The sequence below is a fragment of the Sulfurimonas lacustris genome (genome assembly GCF_059705355.1).
On the sequence record NZ_AP046125.1, the window covers coordinates 1,019,829 to 1,045,982 of the forward strand.

General features: G+C 32.9%; 30 protein-coding genes. 23 read left to right on the forward strand and 7 right to left on the reverse strand.

From position 1 onward, the window contains the following. Window positions 1–30: 30 nt before the first annotated feature. Window positions 31–243 carry a hypothetical protein gene (locus tag AC6H4V_RS05365; protein WP_497607787.1) on the reverse strand — a complete coding sequence of 71 codons (213 nt, stop codon included), beginning with the start codon at window positions 241–243 and terminating at the stop codon, window positions 31–33. Window positions 244–462: 219 nt separating this feature from the next. On the opposite strand from AC6H4V_RS05365, the gene AC6H4V_RS05370 reads away from it, so the two are divergent. The 7 genes from AC6H4V_RS05370 to AC6H4V_RS05400 all read left to right on the forward strand — a co-directional run bounded on the left by AC6H4V_RS05370 (window position 463) and on the right by AC6H4V_RS05400 (window position 10,917). Beyond that, complete coding sequence (locus AC6H4V_RS05370; RefSeq protein WP_497607788.1) at window positions 463–1,062, forward strand: chemotaxis protein; 600 nt, start codon at window positions 463–465, stop codon at window positions 1,060–1,062. 41 nt (window positions 1,063–1,103) lie between these two features. Next, window positions 1,104–2,954: a methyl-accepting chemotaxis protein gene (locus AC6H4V_RS05375; protein ID WP_497607789.1), complete on the forward strand. Its 1,851-nt coding sequence runs from the start codon at window positions 1,104–1,106 to the stop codon at window positions 2,952–2,954. 153 nt (window positions 2,955–3,107) lie between these two features. Beyond that, window positions 3,108–5,270: a methyl-accepting chemotaxis protein gene (locus tag AC6H4V_RS05380; RefSeq protein WP_497607790.1), complete on the forward strand. Its 2,163-nt coding sequence runs from the start codon at window positions 3,108–3,110 to the stop codon at window positions 5,268–5,270. Window position 5,271: 1 nt separating this feature from the next. After that, window positions 5,272–6,996: an EAL domain-containing protein gene (locus AC6H4V_RS05385; protein ID WP_497607791.1), complete on the forward strand. Its 1,725-nt coding sequence runs from the start codon at window positions 5,272–5,274 to the stop codon at window positions 6,994–6,996. After that, entirely contained in the window at window positions 6,971–8,164 is a 1,194-nt protein-coding gene (locus AC6H4V_RS05390; protein WP_497607792.1) for a sensor histidine kinase, read from the forward strand. Before AC6H4V_RS05385 ends, AC6H4V_RS05390 begins: the two co-directional genes overlap by 26 nt. Continuing rightward, window positions 8,165–9,622, forward strand: a complete 1,458-nt coding sequence (locus AC6H4V_RS05395) for an ATP-binding response regulator (protein ID WP_497607793.1) — start codon at window positions 8,165–8,167, stop codon at window positions 9,620–9,622. 41 nt (window positions 9,623–9,663) lie between these two features. Beyond that, window positions 9,664–10,917, forward strand: a complete 1,254-nt coding sequence (locus AC6H4V_RS05400; RefSeq protein ID WP_497607794.1) for a response regulator transcription factor — start codon at window positions 9,664–9,666, stop codon at window positions 10,915–10,917. A 56-nt stretch (window positions 10,918–10,973) separates the two neighbouring features. Here the strand turns inward: AC6H4V_RS05400 and AC6H4V_RS05405 are convergent, their stop codons facing one another. Both AC6H4V_RS05405 and AC6H4V_RS05410 read right to left on the reverse strand, forming a co-directional pair. After that, entirely contained in the window at window positions 10,974–12,302 is a 1,329-nt protein-coding gene (locus AC6H4V_RS05405) for an ATP-binding protein (protein ID WP_497607795.1), read from the reverse strand. A gap of 63 nt (window positions 12,303–12,365) precedes the next feature. Continuing rightward, the gene (locus AC6H4V_RS05410; protein WP_497607796.1) at window positions 12,366–12,611 is read right to left on the reverse strand and encodes an HTH domain-containing protein; all 246 of its coding nucleotides are present in this window, start codon (window positions 12,609–12,611) and stop codon (window positions 12,366–12,368) included. Window positions 12,612–12,878: 267 nt separating this feature from the next. Here AC6H4V_RS05410 and AC6H4V_RS05415 point away from each other — a divergent pair, with 267 nt between their 5' ends. From AC6H4V_RS05415 to AC6H4V_RS05435, 5 genes are all read left to right on the forward strand, one after another. Next, window positions 12,879–13,127, forward strand: a complete 249-nt coding sequence (locus AC6H4V_RS05415) for a hypothetical protein (protein ID WP_497607797.1) — start codon at window positions 12,879–12,881, stop codon at window positions 13,125–13,127. 122 nt (window positions 13,128–13,249) lie between these two features. Further along, window positions 13,250–13,609, forward strand: a complete 360-nt coding sequence (locus tag AC6H4V_RS05420; RefSeq protein ID WP_497607798.1) for a hypothetical protein — start codon at window positions 13,250–13,252, stop codon at window positions 13,607–13,609. A gap of 115 nt (window positions 13,610–13,724) precedes the next feature. Next, window positions 13,725–13,871, forward strand: a complete 147-nt coding sequence (locus AC6H4V_RS05425) for an ATP-binding protein (RefSeq protein ID WP_497607912.1) — start codon at window positions 13,725–13,727, stop codon at window positions 13,869–13,871. A gap of 205 nt (window positions 13,872–14,076) precedes the next feature. Then, window positions 14,077–14,685, forward strand: a complete 609-nt coding sequence (locus AC6H4V_RS05430) for a DUF6088 family protein (protein ID WP_497607799.1) — start codon at window positions 14,077–14,079, stop codon at window positions 14,683–14,685. Continuing rightward, complete coding sequence (locus AC6H4V_RS05435) at window positions 14,685–15,728, forward strand: nucleotidyl transferase AbiEii/AbiGii toxin family protein (protein WP_497607800.1); 1,044 nt, start codon at window positions 14,685–14,687, stop codon at window positions 15,726–15,728. Before AC6H4V_RS05430 ends, AC6H4V_RS05435 begins: the two co-directional genes overlap by 1 nt. 261 nt (window positions 15,729–15,989) lie before the next feature. Here AC6H4V_RS05435 and AC6H4V_RS05440 read toward each other — a convergent pair whose 3' ends face one another. Further along, a complete protein-coding gene (locus AC6H4V_RS05440; protein ID WP_497607801.1) occupies window positions 15,990–17,285 on the reverse strand; it encodes an ATP-binding protein in 1,296 nt (431 codons plus the stop codon). 278 nt (window positions 17,286–17,563) lie between these two features. Here AC6H4V_RS05440 and AC6H4V_RS05445 point away from each other — a divergent pair, with 278 nt between their 5' ends. The 7 genes from AC6H4V_RS05445 to AC6H4V_RS05475 all read left to right on the forward strand — a co-directional run bounded on the left by AC6H4V_RS05445 (window position 17,564) and on the right by AC6H4V_RS05475 (window position 19,996). After that, window positions 17,564–18,064, forward strand: coding sequence for an NYN domain-containing protein (locus AC6H4V_RS05445; RefSeq protein WP_497607802.1), 501 nt, complete (start codon window positions 17,564–17,566; stop codon window positions 18,062–18,064). Between the two features lie 94 nt (window positions 18,065–18,158). After that, complete coding sequence (locus AC6H4V_RS05450) at window positions 18,159–18,587, forward strand: hypothetical protein (protein WP_497607803.1); 429 nt, start codon at window positions 18,159–18,161, stop codon at window positions 18,585–18,587. Window positions 18,588–18,677: 90 nt separating this feature from the next. Beyond that, window positions 18,678–19,073: a hypothetical protein gene (locus tag AC6H4V_RS05455; RefSeq protein ID WP_497607804.1), complete on the forward strand. Its 396-nt coding sequence runs from the start codon at window positions 18,678–18,680 to the stop codon at window positions 19,071–19,073. Further along, window positions 19,070–19,345, forward strand: a complete 276-nt coding sequence (locus AC6H4V_RS05460) for a hypothetical protein (protein WP_497607805.1) — start codon at window positions 19,070–19,072, stop codon at window positions 19,343–19,345. The genes AC6H4V_RS05455 and AC6H4V_RS05460 overlap by 4 nt, the downstream gene beginning before the upstream one ends. A 2-nt stretch (window positions 19,346–19,347) precedes the next feature. Beyond that, window positions 19,348–19,518: a hypothetical protein gene (locus AC6H4V_RS05465; protein WP_497607806.1), complete on the forward strand. Its 171-nt coding sequence runs from the start codon at window positions 19,348–19,350 to the stop codon at window positions 19,516–19,518. Between the two features lie 17 nt (window positions 19,519–19,535). Then, on the forward strand, window positions 19,536–19,820 hold the full coding sequence (locus AC6H4V_RS05470) for a hypothetical protein (RefSeq protein WP_497607807.1): 285 nt from the start codon (window positions 19,536–19,538) through the stop codon (window positions 19,818–19,820). 5 nt (window positions 19,821–19,825) lie between these two features. Then, window positions 19,826–19,996, forward strand: coding sequence for a hypothetical protein (locus AC6H4V_RS05475; protein ID WP_497607808.1), 171 nt, complete (start codon window positions 19,826–19,828; stop codon window positions 19,994–19,996). 39 nt (window positions 19,997–20,035) lie between these two features. Here AC6H4V_RS05475 and AC6H4V_RS05480 read toward each other — a convergent pair whose 3' ends face one another. Then, window positions 20,036–20,653: a helix-turn-helix domain-containing protein gene (locus AC6H4V_RS05480; protein WP_497607809.1), complete on the reverse strand. Its 618-nt coding sequence runs from the start codon at window positions 20,651–20,653 to the stop codon at window positions 20,036–20,038. A gap of 160 nt (window positions 20,654–20,813) precedes the next feature. On the opposite strand from AC6H4V_RS05480, the gene AC6H4V_RS05485 reads away from it, so the two are divergent. Genes AC6H4V_RS05485 through AC6H4V_RS05500 form a run of 4 tightly spaced genes read left to right on the forward strand, consistent with a single transcriptional unit; the run spans window position 20,814 to window position 24,195 of the window. After that, on the forward strand, window positions 20,814–21,473 hold the full coding sequence (locus AC6H4V_RS05485; RefSeq protein ID WP_497607810.1) for a hypothetical protein: 660 nt from the start codon (window positions 20,814–20,816) through the stop codon (window positions 21,471–21,473). Between the two features lie 21 nt (window positions 21,474–21,494). Next, a complete protein-coding gene (locus AC6H4V_RS05490) occupies window positions 21,495–22,658 on the forward strand; it encodes an AAA family ATPase (protein WP_497607811.1) in 1,164 nt (387 codons plus the stop codon). Continuing rightward, entirely contained in the window at window positions 22,658–22,996 is a 339-nt protein-coding gene (locus AC6H4V_RS05495) for a hypothetical protein (protein ID WP_497607812.1), read from the forward strand. The genes AC6H4V_RS05490 and AC6H4V_RS05495 overlap by 1 nt, the downstream gene beginning before the upstream one ends. 11 nt (window positions 22,997–23,007) lie before the next feature. Continuing rightward, window positions 23,008–24,195 (forward strand): tyrosine-type recombinase/integrase, encoded by a 1,188-nt coding sequence (locus tag AC6H4V_RS05500; RefSeq protein WP_497607813.1) that lies wholly within the window; start codon window positions 23,008–23,010, stop codon window positions 24,193–24,195. A 161-nt stretch (window positions 24,196–24,356) separates the two neighbouring features. Here AC6H4V_RS05500 and AC6H4V_RS05505 read toward each other — a convergent pair whose 3' ends face one another. Then, window positions 24,357–24,719, reverse strand: a complete 363-nt coding sequence (locus tag AC6H4V_RS05505; protein WP_497607814.1) for a helix-turn-helix domain-containing protein — start codon at window positions 24,717–24,719, stop codon at window positions 24,357–24,359. Continuing rightward, window positions 24,719–25,969 (reverse strand): type II toxin-antitoxin system HipA family toxin, encoded by a 1,251-nt coding sequence (locus AC6H4V_RS05510; protein ID WP_497607815.1) that lies wholly within the window; start codon window positions 25,967–25,969, stop codon window positions 24,719–24,721. Before AC6H4V_RS05510 ends, AC6H4V_RS05505 begins: the two co-directional genes overlap by 1 nt. Window positions 25,970–26,154 lie beyond the last annotated feature (185 nt).

Genomic DNA, 26,154 nt, shown 5'->3' on the forward strand with positions numbered 1-26,154 from the left:
AAAATGAGTATTTATAGATATTTTAACAATTTAATAGCTAAAATGAACTCTAATATTCTCAATATTAATTAATTTAATGCTTTTTGGAACACTAGTTGCTAACCATACTCCTATTATTTTATAAGGAGCAAAAAATGTATATATTTTTCTTTGAGGCAACATGCAATATGTTGGACAATTTTGAATCTTTCTGCGCAATGCTTGCAGAAAAAATATTTTGATAATACCTGTCATTTTTTTCAAATTTCTCTTTTAGAAAATCCATGAAATGTTAAGTAAGATGAGATTTTTTATCGTCTCTTACTTAAAGTACAGCTTGCTAAATTCCCAGAAAAATTACTTCGTTTTGTTAACATCAAAATAAAAAAATTTCATTTTCTTATCTTTATTTTTCTTATCGCGACACTTCCGCGACACTTTTTTGTTACAGTTTTTCTAAAATTTGAATATTGAGGGATTAAAATGGACAATAGCGTAAACAAACCTCATGGCTATACTGAAGAAACGTCTCATTATTGGCCTATGCCAGCCACAGAAGAGAACAGGATGGTTTGCCAACTTGATGATGTTACAAGAGAAAGTGAGCAAAAGGCAACAGAAATTCTTGATATGATTGAACTTCTTTCAGACGATGTTGCGCAACAGGAAGAGAAAGTTGGCATGCTTTGCGTATTTTTAGAAAAGAGCGTTAATTTTTTCGGAATCTTGCACAAAAAATTTCCAGAGGTAAAAGCCTTTGAAAGACAGCTTCAAAAAAACAATACCGCGCTTGAAGAGACAAAAAAATTTAAAGATGTTTTGGCAAATATAAGCTTTGAGTTTATGGATGTTATGGATGGAATGCAGTACCAAGATATCCATCGCCAAAAAATAGAGAGAGTGATCAACGTCATGCGCTCACTTTCTAACTATATGAATAATCTCCTTGAGGGAAAATTAGATGATATGAACAGAGTTGCTTCTGCACAGCATATAGTTGGAGACACACATAATACCACTGTTTCAAATGATGAGATAGAGCAACTACTTGCTGGATTTGCGAGGGATAAAGAATCATGTTAGAAAATATAAGTATCTATAAAAAGATAAATTATTTTATTTTAATGACACTTTTTTTCGTGTTTATGGCGGCAATAGCTATTTTTTTTACTATGGAGCATGTTGAAACTCGCTATAGCAAACTACACCATTTTTCTATGGCAGAAGAGCTTCTTGTTCTGAAAATTGAAAAAAATCTTAACTATTCGAGTCGTTTAACCAGAGATATTATGCTTGGAGGAGATTACCAAAAAAATATAGAACTTTTAGAACAAACCATCAAGAAGATAGATGCAAATTTTGGTGAACTAGAAAAATTAATGTTACAAGACAGTTCATTTGATTTGTTACAAGATGCTAGAAAATCAACTTTACACTTTTTAAAGAGTTCTTTAGAACTTATGCATACTTTAAAAACGGATAAGTATGCGACAAAAGAGGAGATATACGCGAACTACTCTACAAAACTTACACCACTTGCCAATATTTCAAGAGAATTTTTTCAAAAATTGGTAAAACTTAAAGCGCAAGAGCTAGAAACAAACTCTAATGCTTTGAGTAAGGAGATAATCTTTTTTAAATATTTTGTTTTGATTGCTGGAATTATTGTTGGTATTGTTGTTCTTATTTTGGCTATTGCAATAAGAAAATCAATTATTTCTGGAATCAATGCTTTTACAGAGTTGATTGGACATGTTGCTAAGGGAGATTTTAGTTATAGATATAGCGGTACGCAAAAAAAAGATACAGAACTTGGAATCATGGGCAGAGAGTTGGCAACGCTCATAGAACATACGAAAACTCTTATCAATGAAATCAACCTCACAGTAACAGATGCATCCAATGGTCTATTTACGCATAAAATTTCATCTCAAGGGATGAGTGGTGAATTTGTACAAGCGCTACAAAATGTTGCTAAAAGCATAGACTTCATGAAACAACAACATGAAAAAGCGCAAAGAGATATATTTAACTCAAAAATCAGTACAAAAAGTGTGAATGTCTCAGAATCACTCTCTATCATCATTACAGATCTCAATGCTAATATAGAAGATTTAAAGACTATTACTTCGGAAACAAAAGAGGCTAGTAAATCAGCCAAAGAATCTCAAGAGGACATTTCTGTAGTAGTAGATGAACTGAACCAATTGAGCGAACAAGTAAGCGTCAATAATGAGAGTGTACTTCAAATAGTACGTCAAGCAAATGACATAACATCCGTCATCGAATTGATAACAGATATCGCTGATCAGACAAACCTTTTGGCACTCAATGCCGCTATAGAAGCAGCACGTGCAGGTGAATATGGGCGAGGTTTTGCTGTTGTTGCAGAAGAGGTAAAAAAGTTAGCAGAAAGAACACATCGCGCTACAAGTGAGATTTCTGTTTCTATCAAATCTTTACAGCAAGATATGAGTGCTATTGGTGTTAGTTCGCAGAGTATGAAAACAACTGTTGAGAGATCAACGCTAAAGATGAACGAGTTTGAAGATACGCTTGTCCGACTAAGTGAAAATTCTCTAAAAATGGTTGGCTACTCTTATGGAATGGAGAACAGTATTTTTATAGTACTTGCAAAACTTGAGCATATCTTATACAAATCCAGAGTTTATAACTCACTCATCTCTCTTAAAAAAATGCTTCAAGAACAGCAAACTGATGAATGTGAACTCGGCATGTGGTATGGAAAAGATGGAAAAAGAAGATTTGCGCATACTGCTGCATATAAAGAACTTATCTCTCCACATAAGATTGTCCATGAAAATGCAAATAAAAATTTATCTTATCTTGATAAAGATGCGCAGGAAAGTACACTCAACAATGCAGTACACATAATGGATAATTTTGAAGAGATGGAATATGCATCGCAGGAGATGTTTGTTCTTTTAGACCATATGCTCAAAGAAGCAAAGTAAAGGAGATTTTTATGTTTATAGCTATTTTATTGATTTTAGTTGTGGCTATGTTTACTATTTCTTTAACATTGAAGTAAAAGCGCGACACTTCCGCGACACTTTTTTGTTACAGTTTTGCGTTTAAAAATTGAAAATAAAACGAAGGAGAGTATTTTGCTAAATACTATTTCAATCAAATCGAAAATGGCATTGATGGTTGTCGTGCCAATTCTTGTTATTCTTTTTTCTTTAGGACAAAATAGCTATAGAAGTTATAGTGAAGTACAGGTTTTAGAGCAAGTGGAAGAGATGGTTACATACGCACGTAAGAGTAGTGTTCTTGTTCATAATCTACAAAAAGAAAGAGGTGCTTCCGCAGGATTTATCAGCTCAAAAGGTGAAAGTTTTGCATCACAACTTCAGAGTATTCGCGCTGGAAGTGATACAGCCTTAAGGGAGCTAGAAACTTTTTATGCAAATATGCACATAAAAGAGTACACACCAAATCTTCAAACAAAACTTGCAAAAGCGATGCAAAATATGCAAAAACTCCAAGAAGTGCGCAGCGGTGTCTCGTCTTTAGGCATATCTGTTGGTGTAAGCGTTGCTTACTATACAGGTGCAAATAATGATTTTATTGCTTCTATCGAAGAAATGGCAAAAATGAGTTCAAATGCACAAATGAATAATCTTATCAATGCCTTTGTTAACTTTCTTGCGTCTAAAGAAAGAGCAGGGCTTGAGAGAGCCGTTCTTTCTTCAACATTTTCACGAGACAGTTTTGCAGAAGGATTTTATGAGAAATTTATTACTCTTTTAAGTGAGCAAAATACATTTATGAATAAATTTCTTTTTTTAGCTTCTGATGCAACAAAAACACTTTATGAAGAGACAATGCACGCTAACGCGGTTGAGGAAGTTGAGAAAATGCGTAAAATAGCACTCTCAAAACCAGATGGTGGTTTTAATATAGATGCTATACATTGGTTTAACACTATCACTACTAAAATTGATCTTCTTAAAAAAGTGGAAGATGAAATCTCTTTGGGACTTCAAAAAGATGTTACTTCTTTACAAAATCGTGCTCTTAGTAGTTTAGTGACTGGTTTAGGTTTCAACCTTTTTATAGTATGTTTTATCATAGGTTTTAGTTTTTATCTCTCTAACAATCTTGTTGCAAGAATAAGTCGTTTCAAAAATGAGATAGACGCCATTATTACTTCAAAAGATTTTTCTAAAAATATTTCTCATGATGGAAGTGATGAGATTAGTTTTATTCAAGAGGCAGTAAACCATCTCGCTCGCGAAGCAAATAAATCGATGCAAGAAGCAAAAAATGCTCTTAAAATCGCAGAAGAACATTCTGTGACAAGTGAAAAGCAGCTGGAAACAAATAAATTAAGCCTTGGACTTGCAGACCTTTTAAATCGAGGTGCTGTTTTTGGCGTAAGTGAAGTGCAGGGCGGCATTGTAGATACAATGGGTGCGCTTGATAAAATTAACCAAAAAAATGCTCAAACAGAGAGTGTAGTTGAAGAGGTAAAAGTTGCAACGCAGCAGATTGAGCGTTCACTTGAAACTATTTCTCAAAAGATGCAATGCTCAATGGAAAATTCGAATCAGTTGAATGCAAGTGTCAATGAGATAACCAGTGTTATCGCTCTTATCAAAGACATAAGCGATCAAACAAATCTACTTGCCTTAAATGCAGCTATAGAAGCAGCGCGTGCGGGTGAGTATGGACGAGGTTTTGCCGTTGTAGCTGATGAAGTAAGAAAACTTGCAGAACGTACCCAAAGAGCTACAAATGAAGTAGAGTTAAATATAAATCTACTTAAACAAAACAGTTCGGCAATGCAAGAGTTCTCAGAGCAAATGAGCGGTGAAGTAGGAACGTCTTTAGATAGATTAGATATCTTTATGCATAGTCTCACTTTGTTAGTATCAAGTGCTTCTGAAATTCAAAGTAGTAACAAAGAAGTTTCCAATGAGATGTTTATCAATCTTGCAAAACTAGATCATATAGTCTTTAAACTAAAAGGGTATGACGCTGTATTTAAAGATGATCATAACTTTAAATTTTCGGAACACACGGAGTGCCGCTTCGGAAAATGGTACAAAGGTGATGGTAAAAATACATTTGCAAAAACATCTTCATATAGCAAAATAGAGACTGTTCACAAAATTGTCCATGACAAAGTTAGATCCGTTCCAGCTTATATAGAAAAAGGTGCAATCGAAAATGCACAGCTTATTGTTGCAGCATTTGATGATGCAGAAAAAGCTTCCAGTGAACTGTTTGCTATCTTGAATGATATGATGCGAGAGATTAAATAGTATGCAGCAGATACAGTTAGAACTCATAAAAAAAATTCGTCTTTTTGGAAGTTCTATATCAATTTTATTTGTCGAAGATGAAGAGATTATTCGCTATGAAGTGAAAAAATTGCTCTTAAAACTTTTTGACAGAGTTGATGTTGCCATTAATGGTGCAGAAGCATTTGAGATGTTTGAGAAAAATGAGTATGACCTTATCATCACAGATCTTCAAATGCCCATTATGAATGGCATAGAACTTGCGCAGCAGATTTCGCAAAAAAATAAAGAACAATCTATTATTTTACTTTCGGCGCATAAAGACCTAGATGATATTTTAACACTCATAAATATAGGTATAGTTGGATTTTTAACAAAACCTATAGATATGAATATGATGCTTGAGAGGCTCTTTATAGTAGTAAAAAATATTTATGCAAATAAGATGATGAAGTACCATTATGAAGAGATGAAAAAAGATCTTCATGAAAATGCAAGTATCTCAGAAGAGGAGTTGCACTATAGAGATTCACTCACATCACTTTACAATCAAAAATATTTTTTACAAAATGTCAATAACGATGAGACAAAATGGGCGATACTTATCAACATCAATGATTTTAAACTTATCAATGACTACTATTCTTATGCACATGGCAATCATCTTCTTTTTCAAATAGCCGAGGTTTTGAAATTTAAGGGAAAAAAATATGGTTACGATCTCTTTAGACTCTCAAATGATGAATTTGTCTTGCTTAGACAAGAAGCACCTGAAGATTGTGATGTTTTACAAAAAGATGCTCTTTCTATATTTCGTGGACTTGACCAAAAACGTTACACTATTATAGGTGTTAATAATATAGCTGTTAATGTGACAATGGGTATCGCAAAAGGGCAACAGCATATTTTAGAACATCTTCATTGTGCACTTGCGTATGCTAAAAAACATGGCTTGCGCTATGCACTTTATAAAGATATTCCGGATGATAGAGAAAATATCAAAAATATTATAGAAGTGACAGCGCTCTTGAAAAATAGTATCGAAAACAGCATGGTTATTCCTGTTTATCAGCCGATTATCATGGAAGATAAAACTCTGAAATATGAAGTTCTGATGAGAATCAAGCGAGTAGAGGGAGGTGCACTTATCGCCCCTGCTTATTTTTTAGATATCGCAAAAAGTCATAGTTTTTATAATGAAATATCGCAAATGGTTATTTTCAAAGCGTTGAAGCAAATGCTTAAAACGAGTGGTATTTTTTCTATTAACTTTTCTTATGCAGATATGAAAAATGAAGATTTGCTCAATAAAATTGAAGATATAATTAAAGAGTATCATGTAGGAGAGAAACTTGTTTTTGAGATAGTCGAGACAGAGCATCTCGATAACATGAGTGTCGCATTGGCATTTATAGAACGTTTTAGAGCACATGGTGTCAAAATTGCTATTGACGATTTTGGAAGCGGATACTCTAATTTTGCCAATATATTTTTACTTCATCCAGATTTTATAAAGATTGATGGTTCACTTGTGCAAAAGATGCTCCAAGATAGTAATATGCATCTTTTTATCGAGACAATTATAGAATTTGCACATAAACTAAATATTCAAGTAGTTGCAGAGTTCGTCAGCTCTCAAGAGATTTATGATGCACTTGAAATACTCCATGTTGATGGATATCAAGGGTATTATATAGGACATCCAAAAGAGGTATTATTAGATGAAAACACAAGAAATAGACTCTAAGTATCTTACTATTTCCTATGATTGCTTAAGTGCTATAGGAAACTCTTTCATGCTTGAGAGTATGATGGGAGAAGTAGTAATGGGATTTTTTCAAGCGACAGAAGCGCTTTATATCGCTTATTATGAGAATGCACAGAGCCAAAATCCTATGGTAGCAGCAGGAAAAAATATAGCGAGTAGTTTTGACACAAGAAAACAAGACTCATTTTTGCAAGAGAGTGCAACATACTTTCATATCTTTTTACCATTGCGCCGTGGTTACTTAGCGTGTGTTTATGCAAAAAGAGAAGATATTGGTAAGATATATGCCATTATTCGTGGTTTTAGTAAAAAAATCAATTTTGCACTTAGTGCGTGTGAAGGGGTTAAAAAACTAGAAGAATTGAACGAAAAACTAGAAGACAAAATTAATGTAGCCGTACAAAGTGTAAGAGAACACGAACAGATGTTACTTATCCAATCAAAAAGTGCCATTATGGGAGAGATGCTAGAGATGATAGCGCATCAATGGAGACAGCCTATAACTTCTATCGGAATGATAGCAAACAATATGCTCTTAAATCTTATCTTAAGTGAAGAAGAATCTTTGGATAAAGAGTTGTTCCAAAGAGAAATCGAAGATATCCACAAGCAAGTAACTTATCTCTCACACACTATAGATGATTTTAGAAATTTTTTCAAAGATAGTAAGAAAAAAGAGACTTTTGATATAGAAGATATTTTACAAAAAAGTATGTCACTCATGAAAAAACAGTTCGAACAAGGCGGCATTACACTAGAGTATATAAATGAATGTGTGGATGTACAAATACACTCGTATAAAAACGAGTTAATTCAGGTTATTCTTAACCTCTTCAATAATGCAAGAGATGCATTTGAATCGAGCAATATAGAAAATAAAAAAATTATTTTAATGTGCAAAGTAATAAAAAATAATTTATTGATAAGAGTAAAAGATAATGCGGGAGGAATTAAAGAAGAAAATATGCACAAAATTTTTGAGCCTTACTTTTCGACAAAAAAAGAAAAAAATGGGACTGGACTTGGGCTTCATATGTCAAAAATTATTTTACAAAAACATTTTAAAGGAACCATAGCTGTTTTAAATGAAGACAATGGTGCAGTTTTTGATATTGTTTTTCCAATGCATTATGAGGAGATGGAGTAATTGGGTAAATTTCATAAATTAAAATCAATAACAATACTTTATGTAGAAGATAGCAAAGTTCTTGTCAATGCTACATTGAAATCGATAGAAAAAGTTTTCTCTAAAGTACATGTAGCACGTGATGGCAAAGAGGGACTAGATATTTTTCAAATGTATCGGTCTAAGATAGATATAATTATCACAGATTTAATTATGCCAGTAATGGATGGCATGGAGATGATAGAACAGATACGAAAAAGTGGAAGTGATGTTCCAATTATCGTTACCACAGGTTTTGATGATTTTATAGAGAGAGAAAAGCTCACTGAATACGCTATAGAAGCTTTTTTATCAAAACCAATTAACCCTTTTAAACTTTTAAAAAGTGTCAATAAAATCGTAGATTCACTCTTTGTAAAAAGAGAGTTAGAAACAAAAAAAACGATGATAGATAATGACATAATCTACACAGAGACAGATACAAGAGGCGTAATTACTTATGTTTCAAAACCTTTTGAGAGAATATCAGGCTATACAAAAAAAGAGCTTATTGGCAAGACACATGCTCTTTGCAAATCTCATGAAACACCAGAATGGACGTATAAAGAGTTGTGGCATAACTTGTTGGCATTCAAACAGTGGCAGGGAGAACTTGTCAATCAAAGAAAGGATGGTTCACACTTTACCATACACGCTATCATCTCTCCTATGTATTTTAGAGATGAACTGATCGGTTACAGTGCCACAAGTATTGATATAACAGCACTTAGAGCGGCATCCCATGAATTACAAATCAAATCTAAACAAGCGGCAATGGGAGAGATGATTGCTATGATAGCGCATCAATGGAGGCAACCAATCACATCAATAGGTATGATTGCTGGAAATTTACGCTTCGATATGATGATGGAAGAATTAGATACAAATGTTTTAGAAGAGAGTTTAAATACAATTGATGCGCATGTTAAGTATCTCTCTAACACCATAGATATATTTAGAAATTTTCTAAAAGAAGGCAAAAAAAAGGAGAAGGTGATTATGAAAAATATATTAGATGAGATACTCTTGTTAGTTAAAGAGGAATGCAAAAGCAATGAAATTATTATTGAAGTAAACAATGAATGTAAGAATTTTGAATTGGTTACATTTAAAGATGAGTTGACTCAAGCGATTATAAATATAGTAACAAATTCAAAAGAAGCGCTTCTTGAACATAAAGTAATAGCGCCAAAAATCAGTATAGTGTGCAAAGATAACGCGCAAGCACTTTATATCGCTATAGCCGATAACGGTGGAGGAATTAAAGAAGAAATTCTTCCAAAAATTTTTACGCCATATTTTTCAACTAAAACAGAAAAAAATGGGACAGGACTAGGGCTTTATATGACTAAAACAATAATTGAAGAGAACCTAGATGGAGAGTTGAGTGTAGAAAATAAAGATGATGGCGTTATTTTTACAATTATACTTCCTAGATAATAGTTTTTATCTAGGTATAAAAAATGAGACAAGGATAAAAAATGGATAAAGAACAAATAGAAAAACTTCGTAAAGTCTGTAAAAATCTTACGCTTCTTTATGTTGAAGATGATAAAGATATATCAGAATATGTTGAAAAACTTATAAGAAAAATCTTTGTTCATGTAGATGTTAGAAAAAACGGACTTCTTGGTTTAGAAGCATATACAGCGAAAAAACACGATATTGTTATAACTGATATATCTATGCCGATTATGGATGGCATTGAAATGATTAGAAGAATAAAAATCCTCAACAGTGATCAAAATATCATAGTGACATCAGCGCATAATGATATGGAATATCTTCTCAAACTTATCGAAATGGGTGTAGATAAATTTATAATGAAACCTATAAACATAAACCATTTTTTATCGAGTATTTCTAGGATAGCTGTTGGAGTTTATAGAGATAAGAAAGAGGCATTTGCTGAAAATATAGCTAAAAAAAATCAAGAGTTTCAAATAGAAATGTTGGATAGTATAATGTTCCCTTTGGCATATTTTAAAGAAGATACATTATTTTATGCAAATGAGATATTTCAAGAATATTTTTTTACAGCCATAGATAAAGAAGATGTCAATCGTTTTAGATTAGGATATCTTTTAGAAGATAAAAGATTCATATCTATGAATAATGGCAAAATTATTAATATAATAGAAAATTCTTCAGAAAAAATATTTGGAATTATGGATGTAAAGAAAAAATTTGTAAAAAATTATCATGTTAATATTAGTCGTTTTAAAAAAGTTAATGAATGCATGGTGTACTTTGTAAATTTAGATATGGTCAATACTAGATTTGATCGATTTAAAACTCAAATAGGTTATTTTCCTAAAAGAGATGAATTTAAACAAGCAGCTGCAGAGATGAAAAATAGTATATTTGAACCAGTACCTCTTCTGTGTGTCGGAATAAAAAACATTCAAATATTTAAACAAAAATTTGGTGGTGCAAAAATGCACTCAGTTTATAACAATCTTGCTAAATTTTTAAAACAAGAGTTTGCAGAAGAGATAACAGCGAAAAAACTTGGTATCTATCTTTTTGAAACTAACAGATATTTATTTTTAGCACACCCAAAATATGTCGCATCAATAGAGAGAAAAATACTTACTTTTGGAAAAAAATATAATTTTGAATATGGAAGCACTCTCTCTTTTGAACTTGAAATGACAAAAAAGTTTTTTGAAAAAACAGATAGTCTTGATACGATTATGGAAGAAACAGAAGGAATGCTCTATACTTTTGATTAAAATTCGATTTTAGCTTTTTGATTTATTCTTTTAAACTAGTGCTCGATTTTCATCCTCTAAGAAACAAAAGAGTGTAAAAAATCTTCTTTTGTTATAACTCTGTAGCTTGCGATTTTTTCATGTAAAATGTTCGCTGATTTTTTTATCAGATCACTCATTACACCTTCTCGTTTAACATTTTCTTGCCATTTGCACTCTATAAAACAGATATGTTCTTCATCAAAGGCGACAATATCGATTTCCTCTTTATTGTTCCACCATCGCCCTACTTTTTTCGGTAAAAAGTCAAAATACTTTTTAGAGTTACTCCAAATATCTTCGATGACATAATCCTCAAATGCAAATGAGACAAATCTGTCGTTAAAGTTAAGTGCAATCTCGTCAAGCACGGCTTTTGACTGCTCTATTTCTAAAAAATTGTAGTTTTTAAAGACATAGTAAAACCAAAAATTTAAAAACTTATCTTTTATCTTATAGCGTCCAAATTTGCTTTTGAGGGGGTTGCTTTCTGTTACGGGTACTTCTTTTTGTAAGATATCAAGCTCTAAGAGTTTTTGCAGATATTTTGTAAGATGTGAGGATGTCACCTGAAGCGATGTGGCAATGTTGCCTATTTTGGTATTGCCTTTTGAGATGGACTCTAAGATGCTAAAGTAGGTTGCCGCATCGCTTATCTCGTTTTTGAGCAAAAAATTTCCCTCTGCATAAAGATAGGAATTTTTAGAGAGTATCTTTTGTTCAATGTTTTGCATAAAAGTTAGCGACTCGTCATATTCGTTAAGATACTTTGGAATCGTCCCAAATGAGCTATAGACTTGCATTTGCTCCAGCTTACTAAGATGAGGCAAAAACTCTTTTATATGTTCAAACTTGACGCTTTGAATATGAAACTGCGATGTGCGTCTGCCATAGAGCGGTGCGCTGTAGTTTAGTACTTCACTTTGCATCATGGAGAGAACTGAGCCGCAAAGAATAAGATAGATGTTTGCATGTTGAAGTTTCTCATCCCATGCCCTTTGGAGCTTTGATGAGAACGCACTATCCATAAGAGTGAGATTTTGATACTCGTCTATAACTAAGAGAAGTTTTTCATCAAAAGTAAGTGTTGCTACAAACTCCAATGCTTCTTCAAAACTTTTAAACAAAAGATGCTTAGCGTACGCTTCATCCACAAAAGGTCTTATCTGTTTTGAAAATGCCTCTAGCTGTGAGTGTAAATCGCTTTGGGTTATATAGAGGTAAATATGTTTTTTATCCTTGATAAACTCAGAGAGTAACGCCGTCTTACCAACTCTGCGCCTACCATACACAACACTAAATGACGCTCTTTTTGCCCTATACTCTCCATGCAATGCTTCAAGTTCTTTGACTCTATTTACAAACATTATCTTTTCCATTATTATAATTTGTATCATAATTATAGCATATTAATAAGTTATAATAACTCCTCACTTTTTACTAAACTTCCCAGCCACCCCAAAAATATCAAACCCATCCCGAAAAACAAGCCTCCCAACTCTATCTTTAGTGATATCAAACCCACTCAATCTTTTATAGATATCCGTCTGGATAGTTCTTTGTGAGACATTGAACTCCTCTGCCAAAGAGGGAATAGTCGGTCTCTCATCCTTGGTGAGCATAGAGAGTATAGAGATAAGTCTAAAAAGAGCTTTATCGTATGATTTTTGTGCCATGGTGCAATCCTTTCTTTTTTATTTACGCTGCGCTAGTAAAGAGCGGCAGTGCTTGAGATATGCTCACAAATAACTCAATTGTGAGTACAAAGAGGGTGTATCTATACTCTTTTGTGAGATGTGTTGCTTTTTTCATCGTATTTCCTTTTGAGTAATTTACTATTTATATTTATTATTATATAGTTTATTACTTATAGTGTCAAGTAAATAATAGCTATTTACTATGAAATATGATAAAATAATAGTAATTTATCTAAAAGGGTTAATATGCATACAAATATGAGTAAAGAACAGTTTATTTCAAGATTAAAAGAGTTGGGATTTGATAAAACAGAGTTTTCAGATTTATCTGGTGTTCCATATACAACTGTAAATAATTGGGGAGTTATGAAAAACGGCAAACCTCTTCCTGTTCCTATATGGGTAGAACCCTTCCTAAACTACTACGAAAAAGCAAAAAAGCTAGAGTATGTCATGAGTGAGATTTGTCAAAAGATAGAGAGTGTAAAAAAGTAGCTACACTCTCTGTAAAAACAACAGCACTTCTAAAACATCTCACCCACACAAACAACGCACCCACGCTTTCCCTCCTCTTTTTTATACTTTTGCAAAGATAAAAAAAGGAGAAAGTGGTCATAATGAACTATAAAAACAGAGAGTTCGTCTCAACAAGAGATTTGCAAAACAACCTAGATAAGCACTTAGCCTACATCTCACAAGATCCATTTAACCGTTTGGTAATAGTAAGAGATGGAAAAAAAGAAGCCGTTATGATTCCTATCTCAGAGTATGAACACATCAAAAGCGTTGCAGACTACATAGAGACGCAAGAGATAGAGCGGATTTTAAAAGAGCGTCTAAAAACAAAAGAGAGAGTCTCTCATGAAGAGATAATAAAAAAAAGAGCCAAAGAGGAACAAGCAGAGCTAGAGCGATGGAAGAGAGGAGCTGAATTAGCCTCTAAAGACAAAGAGTACCAAAAACTCTCTAAGGATTAGGCTGTAAAAAACTCACTTGGATTGTAAACGACGCCAATAAAAAGGGCATTGTTATGAAGAGGAATATCTCCAACAGGTTTTTTGAAATCATTATGCCATTTCAGCACTGGGTGAAATCTTTGCAGATGATGTTATAACAACTGCAATACTAGATAGACTCTTGTGCCACTTTTACCCATTCTTAATCAATGGTCCAAGTTACAGGATGAAAGAGTTGACAAAAACAAGATCGAAATCAAAAAAAGGAGATGAAAATATTTGAAAAAACGGTATGATTTTATTCTGCGCGGTAAGTCATTTTTTTTTAAAAAGTGGGTCAAATTTCAATCAAAATTTTCAAGCCATAGTTAAAGTACTAATGAAGGGATTCTAAAACTTACAAAAGATAGCTAAATGAATTAATTCATATTTATGTTATGCTATAATGTCTATAATTAATTAATTAAATACAGACAAAAGGAGCATTTATGATTAGTAATTATACAAATAACGTAAAAGAAATTATTTTTAATCATAAATTTGGTTGGGTCTTTACTCATGTGGATTTTAACGAATTGGGTAATGTAGCAACTATAGAGAGAATACTATCAAGATTGGTTGAATCTAAAGATATAAAGCGTATAAGAAGAGGGATTTACTATGTGCCTGAGCAGAGTCGTTGGGGAGAAGTACCACCATCACAATCGGATGTTGTTAAAGCACTCGCTAGAAGTATGAATATAAATTTTGTGCCAGATGGTGCTAATGCGTTGCATCAGCTAGGACTAACGAAGCAGATACCTATGAAGCAAATTTATCTGACCGACAAGCAAATAAGCACTATATCAATTGGTAAATTAAATATTGAATTTAGGAAAGTATCACCACAAAAATTATCTGGTTCGAATAGTGTAGCAGGTGTTTATCTCAGTGCTATTGAATATTTAGGCAAAGAAGAAGCCCTGCAAGAGAGTGTAAAATCGCAGGTTGCTAGGACTCTTGATAAAAGCAATATAGATGAGCTAAAGCATGCTTCTCAAAACAGAGCAGCTTGGGTGCGTGAAGTTGTTGATGATATTTTACAAAAGGTTTCATAGTGTATGAATTTATAAAACTGAACAAAGATGAGCGTTCACAAGCATTTAGGATTGCGTCTGAGAAATTAGGCTTTCCTGCTTATGTAGTTGAAAAAGATTTATGGGTCACATATATGCTTGATACATTATTCAATCGAATAAAACACAACCACAGAATTATGTTTAAAGGTGGCACTTCACTTTCAAAATGTTACGGTTTGATAGATAGATTTTCTGAAGACATAGATTTATCATTGCATATGGCTGATTTAGGATTTGAAGGAGATAAAGCACCTCATAATGTTGCTAAAAATGAATCAAATGCAGCTGCCAAAAAAGCAATAGAAAGTCTTCAATTAGCTGGACAAAAGTTTTTAGAAAATACAGTAACAGTGCTACTAAGAGATATTATTAAAGAGGATGTTAATTCTCAAGATGATTGGAATTTAATTATAGATGAAAATAATCCTGAAAATCTTCTATTTTATTATCCTAAATCATTTGAAGATGCCGAATATGGTAATAAATATGTGAAACCCGTAGTCCTTATAGAGACTGGCACTAAGTCCGAACATATACCTCTTGAGCAAATAGCAATCAATTCATTGCTAGGGGATGCTATCCCAAGTATAAAGTCGACTGCAATGATTGATGTATTAAGTCCAAAGAGAACTTTTTGGGAGAAAGTCACGATACTCCATGCAGAAAATAATATTAATAGAATTGAGCGTGTTAAAGAGAGATTGAGTAGACATCTTTATGATATTGTTATGTTAAGCAGGGATAAAATAGGTTTAGAAGCGATGTTAGATATAGGCTTGTTAGAGAGTGTAGCTAAACATAAAGCATTTTACTATCGCTCAAACGCTGCCAAATATGATGAGGCTAAATCAGGTACATTAAAAATTGTACCAAAAGATGAAATACTAAAAGCTTTTAGAGCAGACTATGAAAAAATGAGAAGTATGTTTGTTGGAGAGGTCATCGAGTTTGATGTAATTATAGAAGAATTGTCTTTATTGGAGAGTAAAATCAATGGTTATCGGGAGAGTGTCGTAGATTAAGAGAAGGAGTGTAGGGAGGCCTTAATGTTTCCACGAGGAAAATCGCCAAAACTGAGAAACTTAAAAGAATGAATGAAATTGTTGTTACCTCGAGGGTATTTTCTTTTTTTCACACATTACACATGCAGAACCTTCTAGGCTGGCCAAGTGTTTATGCGCGCTGGTAACCAAGTTGATGCGTGTGAACAAAGATAGGAGCTGAATTAGCCTCTAAAGACAAAGAGTACCAAAAAAACTCTTCAAGGACTAGCTGTAAAAAATCTACAGCAGCCACTCTAAAATATTTATCATGTTTATATTGCCATCCATTTTTGCACTTTTGTCCTCACTAATGACAGTACATTTCACATCCAAAAGCCTTAGTTCCTCAATAGTTTTAGAAAAAACATCCATTTCTCTTTTTTTAGTTTTTTCATTTTCAAGCGTTTTGCTTACCTGAATCAGTTCTACGATTTTATTTTCATGCTCCAAAACAAAATCAATCTCTTGATTTGAAGAAGTTTTATAGTAGTACACTTTATAACCTCTTCGCAAAAGCTCCAAGTAAACAATAGTCTCAAGGTCATCACCGCGAAATTGAAGATTGCCCACACGATAGAGGTTTGCAAGTCCTAAATCAGCACTGTAGTATTTTCTGTCATTGAGGTTTTGTTTTTTGAGTGAATAATCAAATTTTTTCACTTCAAAAATCATATAGGCATTTCTAAGATACTCCACATAATTGCTCGCCATGTCAAAAGAGATTTTAAAATTATTTTTAATTTTTGAGGTACTTTGTATGATTCCTGTATTTGCCAATAAATAAGCAGCTATCTCTTCTAAAGTAGTGAAATTGTTGAGTTTATAGCGTGCAACAATATCTTTTAAAAGAATAGAATCTTTATAGGTTAAAAGAAGCTCATTTTTTTCATGCTCACTGTACTCCAGCACTTTTGGAAATCCACCATACTTGATAAACTCCTCAAATGCTCTATTTATCTCAATCTTTTTGTTCACAAAATCAAGTTTATTTGTAAGTATGATGTGTCTAAATTCCAAAAACTCTTTGAAGCTAAGGGGCAATACTTCAACGCTCAAATATCTTCCACTCAAAGTTGATGCTATTTCCCCGCTTAGCATAGATGAGTTTGAGCCAGTTACCGCTAAATATGAGAGTTTAAGTTCATACTCTTTATTGACCCACTTTTCCCAAAACGGTATGTTTTGCACTTCATCCAAAAAGATATAAGGCTTGCCCTGGGGTGCTAAGTACTCTAAATAGACATCTTTAATCTGCTCTAGCAATGCAACACTCAGATGATTTACAAATCTTGGATCTTCAAGATTCACAAAAAGTATATTTTTTTTCTCTATACCTGATGCCACTAAAATTTTAATCTGATTTAAAAGAAGCGTTGATTTACCGCATCTTCGTATGCCTCCCAGAACCGTCACTTCATCTTTTTGCAAAAATGAAGTTATCTTTTCATCATAGGATTTTCTAGGAACTATGATGGGTAACTCTCTGTTCCAATAGTTCCAATCATTGAGTATCTCTAAAATCTCAAGCTTTTCCATACGATTCCTTTATAAATCATTTGTTGTATCTTATAATTTATACACTTAGTTTATTGTTAGAGATAGGCAAAAAACGATTTCTTGTTTCAATAATGCCTACTGTTTTTTCAAACTTAAATCTAAAGTGGCACTTCTAAAACATCCCACCATTGCAAAAAAACGTACCCATGCTTTCACGCCTCTTTTTTATACTTTTGCAAAGATAAAAAAAGGACAAAGCGTGACTCTTGAAAAAAAGAAGCATCAATATCTTGTCTTTATAAAAGAGAGTTTTTAAGTTGTTTGATTTTTTTCACTTTAAGAACTATTTTAAAATCATAGATGAAGAGGCTATCAAAGAGACAACATGGGGAAGCGGTAACTTCAAGGAGAGAACCGTTCTGCTTTGGGATTTGGAAAATATATCTTACCGCTACTTTGAGAAGGTAAAAAAACTACTCCGATTTGCACCTGAGCGCTCTTTTATGGTAACCACACAAGCCATTGAAACATCCAAACTCATCTCTATGCAAAAGAATGGGTTTGAAATCCTAAGAGCGCATAAAACAGACAGCGACACAAAGATAAAAAATGTCTATAACATCTTAAAAGATTATGATGCATTTGTCTTTATCTCCTCTGATAGCGACTTTGTAGATATTGGTAAAAAAGTACTCGCTCAAGGTAAAAAACTCACTTGGATTGTAAACGACGCCAATAAAAAACGCATCATGATGAAGATGGATATCTCCAACAACAGGTTTTTTAAAATTATTACATTGACAAATTTTGAGCTCTAAAAAGTGCTGTTTTTACTTTTTTACATAGAGCGAAACAACGCCCACACCCCCACATCTTACAATTACACTATGAAAAACCAACAAGGAGAAGCGTATGCCAAAGACACTCTACAGCCATGTCAATATCGCTATTTGTGAAAAAGAGAAACAGATACTTATCAACCCATTAAGTGAGCGTTTTTACAACTTTGCTTGCGAAGAGATGGGAAGTCTCTTTTTCGATGCAACACTCTCTTTGGATGAGGATGGCTCTTATGTCATAGAGGGGAAACAGATACTCTACAATGAACATAGCGATACAGGCAGTGACTATGAGAAGCTTCTTTGTGAACATCCCAAAGAGCTGATAAAAGAGGGTGCGTTATTTTGGTTGTTTGGATTGTATAAAGTATCAGGAGTCCATAAAAGAGAAGCATACTGCAAATACAGATGCAGATACAAAGAGTACTGCATTATCCAAAGAGAGCAGATTATCTCGTCAGAGTTTGCGCAGAGTGAGCGAGAGTTAAAAAATGATGCCTAAACAGTTACAGACAGTACTTTTTGCATTTATGGCTTTGATGTTTATAACAACACTCCCTTATAAAATATTCTAAAAAAAGAAAAGTAGACTATGGATTTACATCTTACCTTAATAGAGATACTGGCACTCACCGCGCTTTTTCTTGTTGTTGCAGTATTTGCAACGATTCCTTATTCGTTTGATGATAAGAAGAAGAGAGACTTGGGGCTTAACTTTGCATTCTTTGTGATTCTTATCATCACGATTGGCTCTTTGCACTATAAAAAGACAAGAGAGAGTCTTGTGGAGGGTTTTTACAACAACAAAGAGCTTTTATGTAAAGAGGAGAGTGAGAAAAAACTAATCATCTCTCAACCAAATGGCTATGCACTTCAGAGTGACTACTTTATTCATGAGCAAAATATACTTTACATCGGCGGTTGCATACTCTTAGAAGATGCAAACCTAACAAAAGTGCAAAAAGAAGAGAAAGAGGTTGAAGAGTGAAAAAGTTAGCAGAGGGACTTGTAGCTCCAGTTGTAGTGCTAGGGTTTTTTATGGGAGTGTTTTGGATACTGTTTAAGGTCTTTAGTTTTGTCTCCACTCTTGATAACGATGAGAAGAGAGAAGCTTTTTTATACCACAACCAAGAGTTTTTATGCAGAGGCGGTTATGAGAGATTTTTGGTGAGTCAAAAGAGAGGATGGAGTATCCACGGGGATGAATTTATCAAAGAAGACAAGGTTGTCCCCATAGAAAAGTGCCAAGAGAGGGAGTAGAGATGCAAATAGACCAAGAGATGCTAATACTCATAAGAGAGTTTCTCCCAACCCCAAAAGAACCGCCAATCTTTCTCTACCTCTTGCTAGGTCTAGTTTTAGGAGTAATCATCGTAATAACCAAATTTAAAAGATACCAAAAAATCAGAAAGCTTTTTATGAAGCTGTTTTAAAAAAGGAGATATAAGAGATGAAGAGTATTTTAGAGAGCATAATAATTGTTACCGTTGTTGCAACACTGGTTATGGGATTATTATATCTATTTAAACTTGGCATGAATTACATCAATACATTTGATATGGATTCAAAAAAAGAAGCGTTTGAAAAAAAACAAACACTCCTCTGCGCAACAGGCATTACCAATAACCAAAAACTGCTTGTAAATAAAAGCAAGAACTGGGAGATTTACAAAGAGAGCTACTTTAAAAGAGAGGATATGCTCTTGGAGATAAGACTTTGTAGAGTTGAAGAGTAAAAACAGTGGAAACGCTTGATTATGTTGTTATTATGATAGGACTTTTTTTTATTGTGGAGAGTTTGGGTGATGCTTTGAAAAGTTTTGGGATGAGGGATTGTGAGGATGAGAAGATGTCGGAGCTTGAGGGGAGAGTGAAGAAATTAGAGGAGGGGTTGTGTGAGCAAAAAATATGAAAAGCTTGAATGAAAAGCATAGTTAAAATGCAATGGATTTTATTTTGGCATAAAAAGAAACTTATTTACAACATCAAATTTTGAACTCAAAGCGGTAACAAACTCTTTGGAGTATTTAAGCATATAAAAACACTCATTTACAGTTAAGTTTTCAACTTTATACAAAAGCTCTTTATTGGTTTTAATAAATGGATCTTTGCTTTCTTGGATTTTTTTAATTAAATAATCTTTCGGACTTATATGATATTTATCATCAACATTTTTGAGTATTTTTAAAAGCATGTAATGTGGTCTATTGTCTTTATAGAACATATTTTTATTGCCTGCAGTTTTTTCAATAAGAATATTAATAATTTCGTCAACAATTAAATTTTCAACAAAACTTGTATTTTTAAAATAGGAGTTGGCAAATTTGACTAAATTACATAATTCATTGTTCAAGTTATTATCTATCGTCTCTTTGATACCCGCATTTAACAACAGCCAATTACAATTAATATTGTATTTTTCACATATTGCCTGGATATCCTCAATTTGGATATTTCTAGTTTTAGTCATTAATTTATTGTATGTTTGTTTTGATAAATTTATACTTTGTGCAAATTTATCTTTATTTAATTGACTGTCTTTTTGGATTTCTTCTATTTTTTTCAACATTTTAAAGCCTTTTTATAGTATCTGTTTTGGTTACTGGTAGTAAGTTTAGCATAGTTTTGGCAATAAGTAACATAATTCGCAACAAAGAAAATTTTAAAGAAATACCATATTTTTTTTCAAATAAAATTTTCTGGTGAGAAAAAAAACAGTGGAGAATACAATGAAAAAACAGAATGATTCGAAAGAATTTTATACAGGATTACTTATAAAAAGATACAAAAACGATATTGATCTATTCATAGAAGATATTGCCAATGGAGATAACCTTGTCTTTGAGTGTTGTCGTGATTTTGCCAGCGAGATACTATTAACAAGTGAAAATTGGCGCTGGCTCAGCTATAGAGTTGATGATTTTGGAATAAATGTAGAAAATTATATTATAAAAAATATTAGCAAGTGGATTGTAAATCAAAAGCAAAAAAACAAATTTGACACATTGCACAGTGTTATTTATTGGTTATTTGACAGATATGTAAATACACTCAAGAATATTGTAGATAGAAGATACAGATTTAGCATTCAAGCGACAATATTAGTAAGTATTAATCAAGATGAAGAGGTGGTTGATACATGTAATCTTGATCGCATCGTAGCGCTTGATAAATTTTCAAATTATGAAGAATCAGAAAAAATAAAGATATTAAAAAAAGTCTGGGATCAAAATATTTTTGATTTGGATTTTGATATTCAAGATATGGAAGAACTTTGTGTGAGATATAGAGCGCCACCACCTACGACATTTTTAAGTTTAAACGAAAAAATTGAAACTGGTGTTGAACAAGATGAGAACGGTCATTCTCAACTTGTTTTTGTTTTTTAAAATTTATCAAGGATAAATAGTATGGGAATGATAACACAGATAAAGCAAAAAGTTGCAAACAACAAAAAAATAATGCAACAAATAAAAGAGTTGAAGCACTTGTCTTTAGAGAGATCGTTAAATAAAAATGAGCGCGAAATTATTGCTGCTGAAATAAAAAAATTGCAAATAAGCTTAGGCTCGCATTCTAAAATTGGGGCTGATGAGTTATTGAATAGCATTAAAAAGCATGACCTTGATGGGGCTAGACTAGAAAATATTGAAGTTGAATATTTACTCGATAAATGCATAATTAGGGGAGAAATTACACTCATTGTTGCCCCTCCAGGGCAAGGCAAAAGTTCTTTTGCCTTGTCTTTGGCACATCACTGCCTATCTTTGAATTTAATTCAAAATGTTATTTATCTTGATTTGGACAACTCTCTGGTGACATTAGCCGACAGAAATGTTCATAAATTAAAAGAGCTTCATTGTGATAAATTGCAATATATACATAGCACAACTGCTAGCAAGCATGATATGCAACATTTGTTACTGATGATGTCTTGTTCGGTTTTAGATCATGCGATAATTATTTTTGACAGCGCTAAAAACTTTATGACCGATGGCAAGGATAGAGATAGTAATAGGGATGTTAGTGATTTCATGCAAACTATTAAGTATATTAGAAATTCAGGAGCCACGGTTATCATGTTACATCATGTTAATAAGCCACAAAAAGACGTAGAAACTATTTTTGCAGGAGCTGCCGCATGGATGGAGGATGTTTCAAGTCTGTTTATGCTCAAACAAAATCGCTACAAAAATTGTTTTATACTGATGCCACACAAAGAAAGAGTAGGTGCTCTCTGCGAGGTAGCTTATATTTTTGACAAGTCGAAAAATGAGATAGCGGAGTGCGATCTTTTTTACGCAAAAGAGATTCAAGAAGATGAAGAAATTCGAAATAGTATATATGAGTTTATTAGAAATCATGTATCAAAGCCGACATATTCAGAGATATTGGAACACTGCACGCAAAATTGTGGCTATTCTAAAAATAAAGTCAACAGCGTTATACAGGCAGCTAGAGAGCATCATTGGCGAGCGATTAAAGAAAAAGATAATTATAATCGTGATGTCTATGTGTTGCTGGATGAGTCGGATAAGTTGGATAGCACTAAATCTATTTCAAAGGACTCATAATGTTTTTAGAAGAGAAATTAGATTTGATACTTTCACATCAAAAAAATTTAGCTGAAAAAGTTAACCTATTTTTGCCAAATCTTGAGGAAGAAAAAGGAGTAATGCATTTTCTGGAAATTACAAAAAATACATTTAATACATATTTAGAAAATGGTGTTTTTGTGGAGGGAGTACACTACATAAAAAATAGTAAAAATCGTGTTTTTGTTCCTGCAGAGATTATCAAGTTAAAGCAAAGTGGCATCAAAGGCAAGAGAAAATCATCCACAAAACAAGAGCAAATTGAAGTAATAAATCTGCAACTTGGTATAATTCCAAGGTGTAGAAGTGCCCACTGAAAGGTGTGCAAATGAGCGTAAAAATTAGAACAAAAAACGACAAACTGGTGCTTGATATACACTATGGCAATGGCAAAAGAACTCGACCAGCAACTGGATTAAAAGATACAGTTAAAAATAGGGAGTTGTTAGAAAAAAATGTTATTCCAAGTATAGAACGAGAGATAGCGCAAGGAATTTATGTTCCAAAAGCCGAAAGGGCTGTTGTTGTGCAAACTGTTAAAGATTACGGGGAGCTTAGCTTTAAGAGACATGCCAATGATAGAAGAAAACATGTCCAATCAAGCTATCAAAATCATTTTGAGAATCATATTGTATCTAAGTTTGGCAAGAGGTTGATCTCAACAATCACACCTATGCAACTTCGAGATTGGCAGAATGAAAAACTGGACAAATATGCAGCATCTACCGTGCGAAAGTATAGATCTGTTTTCTATACAATTTTTAATGATGCTGTTGTAGAGGGATTAATAGACTCAAATCCATTTGAAAGAGTACCTAGACCTGTAGTAGTTGAGAAGTATGATGAAGAGGATGATATAGAAGAAGAGGATAACAATGTAAATCCATTTTCTTTGAATGAGCTTCAAAATATACTTTCGAGGGTGGATGGATATAAGCAAAACTTTTTTGCCATCATGGCTTTTAGCGGAGTAAGACCAGGGGAGCTGGTTGCGCTTAAATGGAGCGATGTGGATTGGGAAAGTGAGACCTTTAAAGTTGTGCGAACACGAATTCGTGGCGCATTTGGTCCAGTTAAGACAAAGTCATCCAAAAGAGTTGTTGAAATGATACCAAATGTGAAAGCATATTTTTTAAAACAGTATGAACTTACAAAAGGTAATGTATTTGATATGGTTTTTTTAAGTAATTCTAATAAACCGTTTTATAGTCATGACACCATTGCTTTACAATTTAAAGCACTGTTGGGCGATAATGACAGCAGATATCTTTATCAATTAAGACATACTTTTGCATCTTTGATGATAAGCAATGGCGAAGATATAACTTGGGTATCACAAATGATGGGACATAAAAGCTCTGACATTACTTTAAGAATATATACTAAAGCATATAAGATTCATAAAGATAAAAAGTTACGAAAACAGAGAGCTGATTTTTTAGAGAACTGGCACAAATCTGGCACCGTTAATAACTTTATGTACGAAAAACCACGTGAAATAGGGGCTGAAAGTTGAAAATACGAGTTTATTACGATGACATTTTTTGCATCTAAAAAGCTCTAAAACATCTATTTTAAGGGCTTATAACTAATTTGCTCTCTTGTCTAAAATTGATAATTTTGTAAAAATAGACAAGTTTTTAGACAAGAGAAATAAGCTTAAAAAATCCCTTTTTTCTATTTAACTCTTTGCTTTTCAAATTTCTCTATTTTTTCTTTTGTAGTTGGAAGTAAAAGTTTTTCAAGCTCTTCAAGCCTTCCAAATGTTCTCATTACTTTAATAAAATTAATCATTGAAATACTCCCTTTTTGTTCATAGTTAGAGTATGTTGTTGGGGAACTAAGCTCTGCTTCTTTTGCAAAATCACTCTGCTTTTTATTAGCAGAAAGTCTTAACTCTTTTGCTCTAAGAGCTAAAACCATTGCTATTTCTTCATCTGTAAGAGTTCCAAAAGCACTATTTGGATTAAGTTTGTTTTTGAGTTTTTTCTTCGCTTTTGCTGACGAATCTTGCAGTTTTTTTAATAAATCATTACTCATTATAGTGCCCCTTGAAGTGTTCTTTTACTGACATGTTCTATGATTTGTTTTTGCTTAGTTGGCTTTACTTCATAACTTTTGAGTAGTTGTGGTAAATCTTTATCTCTAAGGTTTTTCATTTTTTCTAAAGAGGTTGCAACAAACTCTAAATCAATCGAAAATTCAGTCGCTAGTGTGGTGATGTCATCAATATCTATTTTTGAGAGAGCTTTACCATATAATGATAGTTGATGTTCAACTGTCTGTTTTTCCCCTTTTGCAAATGTTAAATCATAAGCTGGTGTAGCTTTATATTTAAAATCACTATCGCAAAAAAATGCGAAGTTTCTACTATGATCATCTTGATTTACAAACATATAGTTAAAAAGCATCTGTAAAAAAAGTTGTTTCAGACTCCCTAAAGCTCCTAGTTTTACAGCAGTTCTAAGCAAATCTTCATATCCTATGGTTCTTGGAATATTGTAGTCCAAGTGAAGTAATCCTGCAAGTGAGTGAACATGATATCTTTTTCCGCTTGGCTCTATATCAAAGCGTTTCGTTACAAAATGGTGTTTGTCATCAGTTTGAACCAAATAGCAATCCATCATCTCAATGCCACACTCTTTTGCAAGTAGATAATAAATATACTCGACTTTAGAATATGTTGATTTGTTTTCATCATCGTTTGCTGTATCATCATATTTGATAATTGCGTGGATAAATCCATCTTTTATTGGTTTTGTGCGGTCACCTAAAAATACCTCTTTTGTGTCAAGATTTATGGCTCCAACTGCTTTACTTCTTGCCCCTCCAACAAATGAGTGAGCACTTATTAAAAAAGCATCCTGTAATGAATGATAATCTCCCCCTTTTTTTAACTCCTTGGCTTTTTCAAACATAGATTTTAACTCTATCGTTTCAATAAATCCATTTTCTTTTTCCATTGATGGTTCATATGTAATTGCCCCAAGTCCCCTATGCCCAATAAAAAGAAGTTTGTCACTTACAGTTGGATAAATATTTTTGTTTTGTAAAAAAAAGTTGTTCAATATTTCATTACCAAAATTACCAGGTAATGAATCGCTAATAAATCCTGCAACTCTCTCAAGATGCACTAAATGTGTAGTATCTATCTCTTTCTGATTAGAACTTAACATTAAAGGACTTACTTTATTACACAAGTCGTCAACTTGTTTTAGATATACCCTATCTTCTTCTTGATACATATCTGCTATATGATTTCCAAATATATATATTGAAATTTTTTGCATGTTTAATCCTAATCCATAAATATTTGTAATTATATCATATATTCATATATAACTACAAATATATATGAATAAATCTCATGTAGCTCGTGCATGTTTTAGATTAATTTAAAATTTACAATTTGTTATTGATATTATATTCTTGCATAGCTAATCGAAAAAATTTCGATTTGCTATGCAATATTGAC